Source organism: Stenotrophomonas sp. As-7, assembly GCF_030291015.1.
GTDB lineage: Bacteria > Pseudomonadota > Gammaproteobacteria > Xanthomonadales > Xanthomonadaceae > Stenotrophomonas > Stenotrophomonas lactitubi.
On the sequence record NZ_CP127405.1, the window covers coordinates 2247404 to 2261367 of the forward strand.

Consider the following 13964-nt stretch of genomic DNA (forward strand, 5'->3'; position numbering starts at 1 on the left):
CGACGTTGCTCACAGCATCGCCTCCGCGCTGCCACCGATGGTGACGGTGCCCTCATCGGCCATGCGCTTGACGATGGCCAGGATCTCGCGCTGCGCCACTTCCACGTCGGACAGGCGCACCGGGCCGCGCGCTTCCATGTCTTCCAGCAGGATTTCGGCCGCGCGTTGGGACATGTTGCGGGTGATCTTGTCGCGCACCTTGATGTCGGCACCGCGTAGGGCCAGGCCCAGCCGCTCGCCGCTGACTTCGCGCAGCACCAGCTGCATCTCGCGGTCGTCCAGGTCCACCAGGTCGTCGAACACGAACATCAGGTCCTGGATGCGGCCACTCAGCGGCGCATCGATGCGTGCGATTTCGCCCAGGATCGCCTGGTCCTGGCCGCTGTCCATGAAGTTGAGGATGTTGGCCGCGCACTGCACGCCGCCGATGTTGGACGACTTCAGGTTCTGGTTGCCGGCGAACTGGCGTTCCATGATCTCGTTGAGTTCGTTCAGCGCATTGGGCGGAATGCCGTCGAGGGTGGCGATGCGCAGCAGCACGTCCACACGGGTGCGGTCGGGCAGCAGCTTCAGCGCATCGGCGGCCTGGTCGGTTTCCAGGTGCGCCATCACGATGGCGATGATCTGCGGGTGCTCGTTGCGCACCAGGTCGGCCACCGCACGCGGGTCCATCCACTTCAGTGCATCCAGACCGGTGGTGTTGCGGCCCAGCAGGATGCGGTCGATCAGGTTGCCGGCCTTTTCGCTGCCCAGCGCCTGCACCAGCATGTTGCGGATGTAGTCGTCCGAGCCCACGCCCAGCGAGGTCTTCGAGCCCAGCTCACTGCTGAACTGGTCCATCACCCGTTCCACCTGTTCGCGGGTGATGTCGGACATGGTGGCCATGGCGATGCCGATCTTCTGCACCTCCTTCGGTTCCATGTGGCGCAGCACTTCGGCCGCGTCCAGTTCACCCAGCGACAGCAGCAGGACGGCGGCGCGCTGCACGCCGGTCAGGGGGGCGACCTCAGTCATTGGCCACCCAGCCCTTGACCACCTGGGCCACGCGCTTGGAGTCGGTCTTCACGGCTTCACGCGCCATCCGCAGTCGTTCCTCATAAGAATCCACCGGCAGGGCCAATGCTTCCGGCCCGCCCAGGCTTGCCCGGTCGGCGCCGAGCGCCGGCAGCGGGGTGCCATCGTCATCGACCAGCTGCACGTCCGCGGTATGCGGTTCCAGCGCCAGTTCTTCGTTCCTGCGGTTCTGCCCGGTGATGCCGCGCAGTGCCGGGCGCAGCACGCCGAACAGCAGCGCCATCACCACCAGCGCACCCAGCAGCATGCGGCCGGCATCGTGCACCCACGGCAGTTCCCACCAGGCTGGGCCTTCCACCGGCGTGGTATCACGCACGAACGGGGCATTCATCACCGACACGGTGTCGCCGCGCTCGGCACTGAAGCCGACGGCCTGCTTGACCAGTGCCTCGACCCGGGTCAGTTCGGCCGCCGACAGCGGCTGCGGCGCAACCTTGCCGTTGGCACCGGCGCGCGGCACGTTGTCCACCAGTACCGCCACCGACACGCGCTTGATGCGGCCGGCCGGCTGCCGGGTGTGCTGCAGGGTACGGTCCAGCTCGTAGTTGCGGGTCGCGTTCTTGCTGCTTTCGGTCGGTGCCTGCGCGGTGGCCGGTGCGGCGGCCTGGCCCGGCGGGCTGTTGCTGGTGGCACCCGGTACGCCCTGCGGGCCCGGCGTGCTGCTGCTGTTCTCGCTCATCTGCTCGCTGCGCAGTTTCTGCGGCTCGCCGTTGTAGAGCTCGCGCGCTTCTTCGGTCACCGAGAAGTCCATGTCCACGCTGACTTCCGGGTTGACCCGGCCGGGACCGGTCATCGGTTCCAGCAGTTCGCGGATGCGCTGGTTGAACGAGGTTTCCTGGCGGCGCACCTGTTCGAACTGGGCAGCGTTGACCGCCGCTTCGCTGTTCGGGTCACTGACGCTGAGCATGCGCCCGCTCTGGTCGACCACGGTGACGCGTTCCGGCGCCAGATCGGGAATGGCGGCAGCGACCATGTGCACGATCGCATCGACCTGGCTGCGTTCCAGCTGCTGGCCGCCGCGCAGTTCCAGGGTGACCGAGGCACTGGCCACGTCACGCTGGCGGGTGAACGCGCTGGGCTTGGGAATGGCCAGATGCACGCGCGAATCGCGCACCGGGCGCAGCGTGTTGATGGTGCGCGACAGCTCGGTTTCCAGCGCGTGCTGGTAGCGCGCGCTTTCCACGAACTGGCTGACACCGAAACCCGGGTCGCGCTCCATCAGCTCAAAGCCGAGTTTGCCGCTGTCGGTCAGGCCCGAGCCCGCCAGTTTCAGGCGGGCATCGTGCAGGTTCTTTTCCGGCACGGTGATGCCACCGGTGGCCGGGTCCAGCTGGAACGGAATCTGTGCGGCACGCAGCAGGTCGGTCGCTTCAGCGGTGGCCTTCTGGTCCAGGCCGGTGTACAGCGGCACCATGCCCGGCTTCTGCGACCAGAAGAACACGAACAGGCCTGCCGCCACGGCCACGGCTATCATCGCCATCAGTCCGAGCCGACGGGTGATCTGCAGGCTTTGCAGCCGGTCGAACCACTGGCCCGCCTTTTCGGCGTTCAGGGATTCCTTGGAGAGCGACAGGGCCATGCGTTTCTATCCTTACAGCGGCATGTTCATCACGTCCTGGTAAGCCTGGACGAGACGGTTACGGACTTCCACGGTGGCGCGGAAGGCGATCTGGGACTGCTGCGAGGCGACCATCACCTTGGCCAGGTCGGCGCCGGGTTCACCCAGTTCGAAGGCTTTGGCGAGGGCGCCGGATTTCTGTTGCGCGTCGTTGACGCCGGCGATGGCGCCGCGCAGGGTTTCGGTGAAGCTGGCAGGCTGGACCTGCGGCGCATCCAGCACCGTGCCCGGCAGGGCATTGCTACGCGGCGCTTCGGCCAGCGGGTTGAGCGCGGGCTGTCCCACCTGGGTCTGGTAGGAGCGGATCTGGGAAAGGATCGAAGTGACGGAGTGGGACATCTGCAACGGTTCCAGAAACAGGGATGGGGGTGTCTGCTGGAGCTAGTGCAAGTGCCGTGCCGAAATCGCTGATCGGTTCAGTGACGTGAGGGTTGGGGGGTGTTCGGCAGGGCTGCGCCCTGCACCTGCCGAAGCAACGGCAACGTCAACGTCAAAAACCTGCATTCCGTGGGATGGCGGGGTGGGTCCGATTGCGGGGGACGCCGCAAGTACGTCCCTGTAGGCTTGGCCGCGGCATCCATGCCGCGGACACCCCCGCAACCGGACCCACCCCGCCTTCGACAGATCTCCGCGATGTGTCGGAATGGCGTTCTGTGCTGCTGGTGGGTGTCGACCTTGGTCGACACAGTAGATCCACGCCATGCGTGGATGGGGCGTTCCTGGGGATGTGTGACGCGTCATTTCACCGGCGTCGGTTTTTTGGCCTATGGCTGCAATGGGAGCGGCGCAGACCTTCAACAGAAATATGTGTCGACAGATACTCCGCGTGCTTCGCAGCCGGCTCGACGCTACGTGGCGCGAACCCTCCGTGACAAGGAAACCGTCGGAGGCGTGGGCGGGTCAGGGTGCGGGGGCGTGAGCGCCATGGATGGCGCGACCGAGCTTACATGGACGTACTTGCAGCGTCCCCCGCACCCTGACCCGCCCGCGCATCGCGCAGGAAGCCAGCTGTTGCCGTTGCTTCGGCCGTTGCTTCGGCCGTTGCCTCTGCGGGTGCCGGGCGGCAGCCCGGCAACAACACCCCACAAACACCAACGCCCGGGCAAGCCCAGGCGTCCGTGCCCCCTTCATGCTGGCAACGCGGGTCAGCTGGCCAGTTCGGCCGGCTCGCGTTCGATGCCGTACTTGCGCAGCTTTTCCACCAGGGTGGTGCGGCGCAGGCCGAGCAGCTGGGCGGCGTGGGCGACCACGCCCTGTGTGCGTTCCAGTGCTTCGTTGATCAGGCCCAGTTCGATGTTGGCCATGTGGTTGCGCAGGTCCAGGCCGTCGTCCGGCAACGCGGCGGGCGCTGCGGCGCGGTTGACGGCGATGCCGTGTTCGAGCGACGGTTGGTTGCCGCTGCCCGGGGTGTGGAACGAGAAGCTGCGCAGGTCCAGGCGCTCTTCGCTGGCAACCACCGGCGGCGCTGCGGCAACTGCCACGGCGGCCAGTGCGGCATCGCCGCGATAGCGTGCCGGCAGATCCTGCACGCGCACCGAGCCACCCGGGTGCAGTACCGCCAGGCGTTCGACCAGGTTGGTCAGCTCGCGCACGTTGCCCGGCCACTCATAACCGGCCAGCGCCTGCAGTGCTTCCGCAGTGAAGCGCACTTCGCCGCGGCCAGTGCGCGCCAGCTGGGTGGCGATGGTTTCCACCAGCGCCGGCAGGTCTTCGCGACGCTCGCGCAGCGCCGGCACGTCGATCGGGAATACGTTGAGGCGATAGAACAGATCCTCGCGGAACTTGCCATCGGCAATCCGGCTTTCCAGGTCGCGATGGGTCGCGGCGATCACCCGCACGTTGCAGCGGATGGTCTGGTTGCCGCCAACACGTTCGAAGCTGCGCTCCTGCAGCACGCGCAGCAGCTTGACCTGCATCGGCAGGCTCATGTCGCCGATCTCATCGAGCAGCAGGGTGCCGCCCTCGGCCATTTCGAAACGGCCCTTGCGCGCGGTCAGCGCGCCGGTAAAGGCGCCTTTCTCGTGACCGAACAGTTCGCTTTCCAGCAGTTCCGCCGGAATCGCGCCGCAGTTGATTGCCACGAACGGACCATCGCGGCGCGGCGAGCGCTGGTGGATGCTGCGCGATACCACTTCCTTGCCGGTGCCCGATTCGCCGAGCACCAGCACGGTGGTGTCGAACGCGGCGACCTGCTCGATCATCGTGCGCAGTGCGCTGACCGCCGGACCGTTGCCGGTCGGGCCCTGGTCCTGCACGGCACCGGCCTGGTGTTCGGCATCCAGGCGCTTGAGGCTTGCGCGACGCAGCAGGGCTTCCATCTGCGCATGGCGCAGCGGCGCTTCCAGCGGCCAGATGTTGGCTTCATGCAGGCCATGCCGGTGGGCGAACGCAGTGGCATCACCGTCGGCCAGCAGCACCGGCGGCGGCAGGCTGCTGCCGCCCAGCCAGGCGTACAGCGCGGTGCTGGCGGCACTGTCGTCCAGGTTGCCGACGATCACCGCCATCCAGTCGTTCTGACGCTGGCGGGCCAGGTCGAAATCGGCGGCGTCGGAAACCCAGCGCGGGTTGAAGTCCATGAATTCCAGCAGGGCGACGGTGCGCTCGGCACGCACCGCATCGTTGTCCAGTACCAGGATGCGCGATTCGCTCACGACCGATCCTCCCTGAGGCCTTCCAGGATCGGCATGACTTCCTGGATGTAGGACAGCTTGCTGACGAAGTTGTCGGCGCCGGCGCGCAGCGCGTGTTCGCGGTGCTCGACGTCGTCGAAGTGGCTGGCGATCACGATGTACGGTGCATCGTCCTGAGACTTGATCAGGCGGGTGGCCTGCAGGCCGCCCATTTCCGGCATCGCCAGATCCATCAGCACCACCTGCGGGCGCAGGCTTTCCGAGCGTTCGATCGCCTCCAGGCCGTTGCCGGCGCTGCCGACGATCTGCAGCCAGTCGATCTTGCGGAAGTGTCGCATCGCCGCGTTGATGAAGCCCTCGTGGTCATCGACCAGCAGAACTGTGAGCTTGTTCATGTCCAACATCCTTTTCAGCCCACCCGGGCCAGCTGCGGTTGCCTGGCGTTGACCCGGCGCCGTTCGCGGGCCGGGGCGATATCCAGTTGTTCGCGGTATTTTGCGACGGTTCGACGGGCAATGTTCACCCCCTGGCGGGACAGCAGGCCAGCGATGGCCTCGTCCGCCAACGGGCGACCGGCGGGCTCGGCATCGATCAGGCGGCGGACCATGGCCTTGACCGCCTGGCCGGACACGCTGGCGCCTTCCAGGCGCACGGCGAAGAAGTGCTTGAGCTCGAAGGTGCCGCGCGGGGTCTGCAGGTACTTGCCGGTGGTGATGCGCGAAACGGTGGATTCGTGCATGCCGATTTCCTCGGCCACTTCCTTCAGGGTCAGCGGTGCCATGGCTTCCTCGCCACGCACAAGGAAGGCCGCCTGGCGCTCGACGATCACCCGCGCGGTGCGCAGCAGGGTGTCGTAGCGCATCGACAGGCCGCGGCTGAACCAACGCGCCTCCTGCAGCATCTCGCGCAGCGCGGGGGCGGCGTCGCTGGTCTCGGCGAGGGCCTGTTCGTACTGGCTGTTGATCGACACCCGGCGGCTGGTGGCCGGGTTCAGTGCCACCTTCCATTGTTCATCGGCGTGCCAGGCGACCACGTCGGGCACCACCACTGCATTGCGCTCGGGCAGCAGGCTGTCGCCCGGGCGCGGCTGCAGCGACAGGATCAGGCGAACGGCTTCGCGCACGTCCTCGATCTCGGCATCGTGCTGGCGGGCGAGGGCAGGGTAGTCGTGGGCGGCCAAGGCATCGAGCGCGCCGTCCAGAATGCGCGCGGCGAGATGACGTGCCGGCACCACCCCGTGCAGGCTGCACAGCTGGGCCAGTAGCGATTCGCGCAGGTCCTGCGCGGCCATGCCGGCCGGCTCGCCCTGCAGCAGGTGCTGACGGATCGCTTCAACGCCGTTGGCATCGATATCGAACTGCGCGCTGGCCAGCAGCTGCAGCTGTGCCAGCGGTGCCTGCAGGTAGCCGGCATCGTCGCAGTGTTCCAGCCAGAAGGCGGCCACGGCCAGTTCGCGCTCGTCCAGGTCCAGCGCCAGGCGCTGCAGCACGCGCAGCTGCGGGTCGCTCGACTCGCCAGCGGCAATGCGCGCCATGCGGTCGTCATCGCCGTCCTGCCAGTTGGCGCCGGACACATCCCACATCGAGGATTCGGGCAGCTCGTCGAACGCAGCCGTATCGAGCGTGGTGCTGGCTGCATCGGTGGCTTCAGCGGCGGGCGCTTCGGCGTCTTCGATTTCCAGCAGCGGATTGGATTCCAGCAGGCGCTGGATTTCCTGCTCCAGGTGCAGGCCGTCGAGCTGCAGCAGCCTGATCGACTGCAGCAACTGCGGGGTGAGGTGAAGCTGTTGACCCAGCTGGGTCGAAAGTGAAGCCTTCATCGTGATTCCCCGGCGCCGCTCCCCGACGCCTTGTGGAACACATCTTGCTTTTGATCCGGCAGGGGCGGAATCAGGGGGTTCCTGAGGGGGTTGGTGGTATTCCCGACAGCTTGTAAGGAAATCCCCTACACAAGCGCGGGAATTTGACGATTGCGGTCGCTAACTCGTTGATTCGTGGTCGATCGCCGAGCTGCGCGCTCGCGCCTGCTGTACGGAATCCCGTCGGGGCACGTGTGGGTGACGGTATTTCGTCGTCAACCCCGTGGGCGGCACCACGGTGTTACCCGTGGCGCGTGGACGTCATTCCAGCTCGTGCTGGTGGCGCGCAGCCAGCAGCAGCAGATCGTTGGCGCGACGGCAGCCCAGTGATTCCATCATGCGCGCGCGATGGGTCTCCACCGTCTTGACGCTGATGCCAAGGTCGGCGGCGATTTCCTTGTTGCTCTCGCCCTTGCCGATGCGGCGAAGGATCTCGCGCTGGCGCGGCGACAGTGCGGCTATGCCGGTCGGCTTTTCGCGGCCGAGCATCGGTGCCAGCATCTTGGCCGAGATCTGCGGGCTCAGGAACACCTGGCCAGCATGCGCGGCACGCAGCGCCAGTTCCAGTTCCTGCGGCGCGGCATCCTTCACCACGAAACCGACGGCGCCGCGATCGAGTGCATCGCGTACGTGGGCGGCGTCATCATGCATGGTCATCATCACGATGCGCGTACCCGGTGCGCGCAGGCGGATGTCGCTCAGTGCTTCCAGGCCGGTACGGCCGGGCAGCGACAGGTCCATCAGCACCACATCCGGCGCGTGCTTCAGGGCCATCTGCAGTGCCTGTTCGGCATTGCTGGCCTCGGCGACGAGCTGCACGTCGGCAAACCCCTGCAGCAACCGCGCCAGGCCGGCGCGAACCAGGGTGTGATCGTCGACGATGAGAACTCGCACAGGCACGCTGGAGGTTGGGGAGGGGGGTCCACCTTAACTTAGCTGAACGGGCACGCCAAGGGCTGGCCGTCTGCCTGCATGGTGGCAGATTTCAGCGTGCGCGACGGGCCTCGGCCACCTGCCGCCGATGCAGCCGGAACAGATGCCGTTCCATCGCCATTTCCAGACCATCGCCGAGGTGATGGAAACGCAGCCACAGGTAGTGGCCGCCGCCGCCATCAGCTGCTTCGGCGATGACTTCCACCGGCAGGTCGATATGGTCGGGCAGCCAGTCGCTGGGTTGCAGGCGGACCACGCCGGCCTGGCCGGGCAGGCTGCCACTGCGCGGGCCCAGCTGCAGGCGGATGCCGCGGCGCGACCAGCGCACCGGGCGCAGCGTCGGTTCCTGGCCCTGCTGGCGGATCAGGCGGCCGAGCAGGACCATGGTCAGGTCCACCTTGGCTTCCAGGCGCTGCAGCTGCAGGCTGGCTTCGCTGCGTTCTTCGTGTTCGTCGATGCGACTGTCTTCGACCAGCGCCAGGCTGCGCAGCAGGCCCTCGGCACTGCTGGTCCGGCCTGTTGCACTACCGGCCTGGAACTCGGCGGGAAGGGCCAGTTCGCAGCTGAGCGTTTCGTCGAACAGCTCGCTTTCGGCCGGGTGGTGCAGGGACGTGGTCGGCAGGACGGTCATGCCAGCGATTCTGCCTGCAGGTAGGCATGCGCGGCGCGAAGGGAGCGGCGGCCGTCCTGCATCTGCACCGATACGGCATCGCGACGCTGGCGCAGCAGGCCAATCAGGCTCTGCTGGCGTTCCAGCAGCGCCGACAGCGGTGCGTGGTCGGCGCTGGTCAACGGTTGGCTCAGCAGTGCATGCAGGGTGCTGTCATGGCCGTCGAGCAGGCTGTCGGCCTGTTCGAATGCCTCTTCGTCGAGGGCTTTCTCGAAGGCATCCAGCTGCGCATTGAGTTCAAGCAGGCTCATGGCGCCACCGCCGCGGGACGGCGCTGTTCGTGCGGAATGGCATTCCAGGCACCGTCGATCTCGCCCAGCAGTTGCAGCGATTCGTCCAGTGCAGCGCGATCGTTGTGCAGGTTGGCCTCGGTCAGGCGCTGCAGCAGGTAGTCATACAGCGCCGACAGGTTGCCGGCGATCTCGCCGCCGGCTTCGTGGTCCAGCGAGCCGTTGAGGTGGGCGACGATCGCGCATGCTTCGCCGATCGCCTTGCCCTTGCCGGCCTGGTCGCCCTGCTCGAGCGTGGCCTGTGCACGGCGCACGCGCTCCAGTGCGCCGGACAGCAGCAGCGCCACCAGTTTGTGCGGATCGGCATCGGCGACCGCACTGGTCACACCCACCTGGCGGTATTGCTCGGCGTACTGACGGCTGGAACCGTACATTCGTGATTCTCCCTTGCGCGGGGTGCCGGGGTGCGGTCGAAGGGACCGTTGACGCCGGCACTGCGATGATTGCTGTTGCGTCCGTTATCGGTGCGTACGGCGCCAAACTTGAGCGCCGCGCGTGTTTCCTCAGCGGTTCAACTGGGCCAGCTGCTGCTGCAGGGCGGTGTTGCTCTGCTGCAGCTTGCCCATCAGGCTGTCCAATGCCACGAACTGCTTCTTGTAACGGGCCTCGACACCGACCATGCGCGCGTCCAGGTCCTTGCGGCGCTTGTCGATGTTGTCCAGCGTGGTGTTCAGTCCCTTGGTGCGGGCGACGAACGCGCCTTCCTTGCCGACCGTGGTGCTGACGTAGCCGTCAACCAGCGAATACAGGCGGCCGGCACCGCCGGTATCGCCGGTGACCGCCTGGCGGATCTTTTCCGGCTGGGCGGCGAGGGCGGCAGCGAACTTGGTGCTGTCCAGCACCAGGGTGCCATCGGCGTTGGGGTAGCCGCGGGTCTGCAGGCCCAGCGCCTTGGCGTCCAGCTGGTCGCCTGCCAGGTCCTTGAGCACGCCGGACATCGTCGAACGCAGCTGCGCGATCGCACCACGCATCTGTGCGTCGCCGGTCAGTGCAGCCGCTTCCTTGGTCTTCGGGTCGTACTTGGTTTCGGTGTTGATCGCCGCGACGGCCGCGTTGTAGGCGGTCACGAACTCCTGCATCACCTTGGTCGCGGCAGTGGTGTCGGTGCTGATGACCACCGTGCTCTTGCCCTGTTCCTTCAGGTTCAGGGTCAGGCCTGGCACGGCATCGGCCACGGTGTTGCTGGCACTCACTACTTCCACACCATCAATGGTCAGCAGCGCATCCTTGGCGGGGCTGTTTTCCTTCAGGCTGCCGACCAGCGCGCCCAGCTTCGGATCGCTGCCGGCGTACTCCAGCTTGATGGCGCTGGCTGCACCGGTCTTTTCCTGGGCGATGGACAGGTACTGGTTGTCGCCGGAGGTGATCAGTGTCGCCTGCACGCCTTCCTTGCGGCCAGCCGCGTCGATCTTGTTGCGGACGGTGGTGAGGGTGTCGCCTTCCTCCACCTGCACGTTCATCGTCTTGGCCTTGTCGCCCACGCCAACGGTCAGCGTCAAGGTTCCGGCACCGAAGGTGTCGGTCTTTGGCACCGAGGTGTCGGCGATCAGCTTGTGCGCCGATGCCAGGTTCTTCACCTCGATCAGATGGGTGCCGTTGGACGCGGCGGCCTTGCTGGTGCCCACGTCGTACAGCGCTACCGACGCGGTCAGCACATCGTTGGCGTTGTTGGGGCCGGCTTTGCCGGTGGCGGTGACGGTGCGGGTGTCGAAGGCAGTGGTGGCCTTCAGCGCGGTCAATGCGGTCTTCAGCTTGTCGAACGCCGAGGTGACCGTGCCGAGCGACGACAACTGCATCTTGGTCTTGGACTGCTGCAGGTTCAGCGCGTTGTCGGCCGGCTTGCGGTCCGCCGCGACCAGCTGGTTGACGATGCTGGAGATATCCAGCCCTGAGCCAATGCCACCGTATCCAAAGTCTGCCACGTCGTTTCTCCTGGTATACGGGCCTGGCCATCGTGCGGCGGCCCGTCGTCAACGAAAATAGCGGCCTGCGCCGCTGGGTCTTGAGGACTTCGTTGATGCATGCGCCGTGCCACTGGCCGGAAGGGCAGTTCTGGCACGCCGGTTGCAGGAGGTCTGGGGCAGGGTGCGGGTGGGTTCACCGCGGGCTGCCGGGGGTCTGTAAAAAACCCTCCCCCAATGCAGGGGAGGGATCAGGCTACTGACAATCGGGGGGAGACGAAGCCGCCCGGTACGTACAGTCAAAATGCACAACGCTGAAAGAGAGGTCCGCAGGGGCGGGCGATGCCAAGCCGGTTCGGGACGCTTCCCGGGCCGGGCATGGCCCGCATCTGTGTACGCCGTGGCTGTCGGGTTGCCGCTACCGTCGGTTCAAGCCGACGGTAGCGGCGCCTTCTTGCCGTGGATCAGCGCAGCAGGCTGAGCACGCCCTGCGGCACCTGGTTGGCCTGGGCCAGCATGGCCGTACCGGCCTGCTGCAGGATCTGGGTGCGGGTCAGCTCGGCGGTTTCCTTGGCGAAGTCGGTGTCCTTGATGCGGCTACGCGACGAGGACAGGTTTTCCGACGAGGTCTGCAGGTTGGCTACGACCGAGGTGAAGCGGTTCTGGATCGCACCTAGGTCGGCGCGGGTGCTGTTGATCGCACCCAGGGCCTTGTCGACCACTTCCAGCGACTGCTGGGCGCCGAGCACGGTGCTCACATCCAGCTTCTGCACGTTGGCGGCGGTGTCGGTGCCGGCGGTGTAGGCGCCGGCTGCAGCCTTCGCGCCCCACACGCCGGTACCGGCGTTCAGGTCGCTGCGCTCCAGGGCGATGTCGGCGGCCACGATTGCCTTGCCTTCCTTCACCGAGCTCAGCTTCATCGTGCCGTCGGCATTGGCTTCGGCGTAGATGCCGGCCTCACCGATCTTGGCGTTGATCGCGGTCGCGACCGCCTTCGAAGCGTCTGCGGTGGTGGCGCCGGCCTTCAGTTCGACCGTACCGATGTCCACGCCCATCACCTTGCCGGTGATGCGTGCGCCGTCGGTGCTGGCAACCAGGGCGTCAGTTGCGCCGTTGGCGAAGGTCGCGGTGCCCAGCGAGCCAGCCTTGGCGTCGATGGTCTTGTCGATGGCGATCGACTGGCCGGCGTTGGCGCCCACCTGGAACAGCTGGCTGGAGAACGAGCCGTCCAGCAGCTTGGTGCCGTTGAAGTCCGACTGCTTGGCGACGCGGTCGATTTCCGAAACCAGCTGGGTCACTTCGGCCTGCAGCGCCTTGCGGTCGCTGGCCGAGTTGGTGGCGTTGGAGGCCTGCACCGACAGCTCGCGGACGCGCTGCAGGTTGTTGCCGATTTCAGTCAGCGAACCTTCGGCGACCTGGGCCAGCGAAATGCCGTCGTTGGCATTGCGGATGGCCACGTCGGTGCCACGGATCTGGGTGCCGAAGCGCTCGGAGATTGCCAGACCGGCCGCATCGTCCTTGGCGCTGTTGATGCGCGAACCGGAGGACAGGCGCTGGATGGTGGTGGCCAGCGAGCTGCCACTGGTGCTCAGGTTGCGCTGAGCATTCAGGGACATGGTATTGGTGTTGATGACTTGTGCCATGGTGCTTTTCCTTTGGCGAAGGTGGAACGTGTTTCAGGATCCGGGCGCCGCGTCATGCAGCGCCCGGAGGTCGATCAGAGAGCAGATCAGCGCAGCAGGCTGAGCACGCCCTGCGGCACCTGGTTGGCCTGGGCCAGCATGGCCGTACCGGCCTGCTGCAGGATCTGGGTGCGGGTCAGCTCGGCGGTTTCCTTGGCGAAGTCGGTGTCCTTGATGCGGCTGCGCGACGAGGACAGGTTTTCCGACGAGGTCTGCAGGTTGGCCACGACCGAGGTGAAGCGGTTCTGGATCGCACCGAGGTCAGCGCGGGTGCTGTTGATCGCACCCAGGGCCTTGTCGACGATTTCCATCGCCTGCTGGGCGCCCTTCACGGTGCTGACGTCCAGGTTGCTGGCGTACTTCGCTGCCGGGGCCGCAGCAGCGGCAGTGGCGGTGAAGGTGGCCTGCGTGTTGCCTGCCCAGGTGCCCGGAGTCGCAGTGATGGCCTTGAACGAGCCATCGGCATTGGCGCTGTCCTTGACCGAAGTCAGGGTCACGCCGGCGGTGCCGTTCACTTCGGCGTAGACGCCGGTTTCACCGATCTTGGCGTTGATGGCGGTCACCAGCGCTTCACGCGACGCCTTGCCGGTGGCAGCGGCGTCGGCGCCCTGCTTGACCGAGACGTCGGCGATGGCCACACCGTTGATCGACAGGCCGGTGGTGGTGAAGTCCGCGTTGGTGCCCGGGTCGGCCAGGACCAGCGCGTTGGTGTCGAACTTGGCGCCACCCAGGGCATTGGCCTTGGCATCGATGGTCTTGTCGATGGCGATGGCCTGGCCGGCGTTGGCGCCGACCTGGAACAGCTGGCTGGAGAACGAACCGTCCAGCAGCTTGGTGCCGTTGAAGTCCGACTGCTTGGCGACGCGGTCGATTTCCGAGACCAGCTGGGTCACTTCGGCCTGCAGCGCCTTGCGGTCGCTGGCCGAGTTGGTGGCGTTGGAGGCCTGCACCGACAGCTCGCGGACGCGCTGCAGGTTGTTGCCGATTTCGGTCAGCGAACCTTCGGCGACCTGGGCCAGCGAGATGCCGTCGTTGGCATTGCGGATGGCAACGTCGGTACCGCGGATCTGCGTGCCGAAGCGCTCGGAGATGGCCAGACCGGCCGCATCGTCCTTGGCACTGTTGATGCGCGAACCGGAGGACAGGCGCTGGATGGTGGTGGCCAGCGAGCTGCCGCTGGTGCTCAGGTTACGCTGAGCATTCAACGACATCGTGTTGGTGTTGATTACTTGTGCCATGAGGAGAGGTCCTTGAGCGGTTGCACGTGAGTTGGGTTAGACGCCCCCGACGTGCCCCGGGGGCGGCTCA

Annotated in this window: 13 protein-coding genes; all 13 read right to left on the reverse strand. The window is 66.4% G+C overall.

The window, feature by feature from the left end; all coding sequences use genetic code 11:
• Positions 1-9 precede the first annotated feature (9 nt).
• The 13 genes from fliG to QP457_RS10485 all read right to left on the reverse strand — a co-directional run bounded on the left by fliG (position 10) and on the right by QP457_RS10485 (position 13894).
• Entirely contained in the window at positions 10-996 is a 987-nt protein-coding gene (fliG, locus tag QP457_RS10425) for a flagellar motor switch protein FliG (protein WP_089241304.1), read from the reverse strand.
• 10 nt (positions 997-1006) lie between these two features.
• A complete protein-coding gene (fliF, locus tag QP457_RS10430) occupies positions 1007-2653 on the reverse strand; it encodes a flagellar basal-body MS-ring/collar protein FliF (RefSeq protein WP_100552475.1) in 1647 nt (548 codons plus the stop codon).
• A 12-nt stretch (positions 2654-2665) separates the two neighbouring features.
• On the reverse strand, positions 2666-3031 hold the full coding sequence (gene fliE / locus QP457_RS10435) for a flagellar hook-basal body complex protein FliE (RefSeq protein ID WP_025878997.1): 366 nt from the start codon (positions 3029-3031) through the stop codon (positions 2666-2668).
• 806 nt (positions 3032-3837) lie between these two features.
• Entirely contained in the window at positions 3838-5343 is a 1506-nt protein-coding gene (locus QP457_RS10440; protein WP_205404039.1) for a sigma-54 dependent transcriptional regulator, read from the reverse strand.
• Positions 5340-5717: a response regulator transcription factor gene (locus QP457_RS10445; protein ID WP_049460600.1), complete on the reverse strand. Its 378-nt coding sequence runs from the start codon at positions 5715-5717 to the stop codon at positions 5340-5342. Before QP457_RS10445 ends, QP457_RS10440 begins: the two co-directional genes overlap by 4 nt.
• Positions 5718-5731: 14 nt before the next feature.
• Positions 5732-7141: an RNA polymerase factor sigma-54 gene (gene rpoN, locus QP457_RS10450; protein WP_205404040.1), complete on the reverse strand. Its 1410-nt coding sequence runs from the start codon at positions 7139-7141 to the stop codon at positions 5732-5734.
• A 300-nt stretch (positions 7142-7441) separates the two neighbouring features.
• A complete protein-coding gene (locus tag QP457_RS10455) occupies positions 7442-8074 on the reverse strand; it encodes a response regulator transcription factor (RefSeq protein ID WP_205404041.1) in 633 nt (210 codons plus the stop codon).
• A gap of 91 nt (positions 8075-8165) precedes the next feature.
• Positions 8166-8744 (reverse strand): PilZ domain-containing protein, encoded by a 579-nt coding sequence (locus QP457_RS10460; RefSeq protein WP_180167006.1) that lies wholly within the window; start codon positions 8742-8744, stop codon positions 8166-8168.
• On the reverse strand, positions 8741-9034 hold the full coding sequence (locus QP457_RS10465) for a hypothetical protein (RefSeq protein ID WP_099818402.1): 294 nt from the start codon (positions 9032-9034) through the stop codon (positions 8741-8743). The genes QP457_RS10460 and QP457_RS10465 overlap by 4 nt, the downstream gene beginning before the upstream one ends.
• The gene (fliS, locus tag QP457_RS10470; protein ID WP_089241027.1) at positions 9031-9447 is read right to left on the reverse strand and encodes a flagellar export chaperone FliS; all 417 of its coding nucleotides are present in this window, start codon (positions 9445-9447) and stop codon (positions 9031-9033) included. The genes QP457_RS10465 and fliS overlap by 4 nt, the downstream gene beginning before the upstream one ends.
• A 129-nt stretch (positions 9448-9576) precedes the next feature.
• Complete coding sequence (gene fliD / locus QP457_RS10475; RefSeq protein ID WP_100552479.1) at positions 9577-10995, reverse strand: flagellar filament capping protein FliD; 1419 nt, start codon at positions 10993-10995, stop codon at positions 9577-9579.
• A 443-nt stretch (positions 10996-11438) separates the two neighbouring features.
• The gene (locus QP457_RS10480; protein WP_100552480.1) at positions 11439-12617 is read right to left on the reverse strand and encodes a flagellin; all 1179 of its coding nucleotides are present in this window, start codon (positions 12615-12617) and stop codon (positions 11439-11441) included.
• An 86-nt stretch (positions 12618-12703) separates the two neighbouring features.
• Positions 12704-13894 carry a flagellin gene (locus QP457_RS10485; RefSeq protein WP_100552481.1) on the reverse strand — a complete coding sequence of 397 codons (1191 nt, stop codon included), beginning with the start codon at positions 13892-13894 and terminating at the stop codon, positions 12704-12706.
• Positions 13895-13964 lie beyond the last annotated feature (70 nt).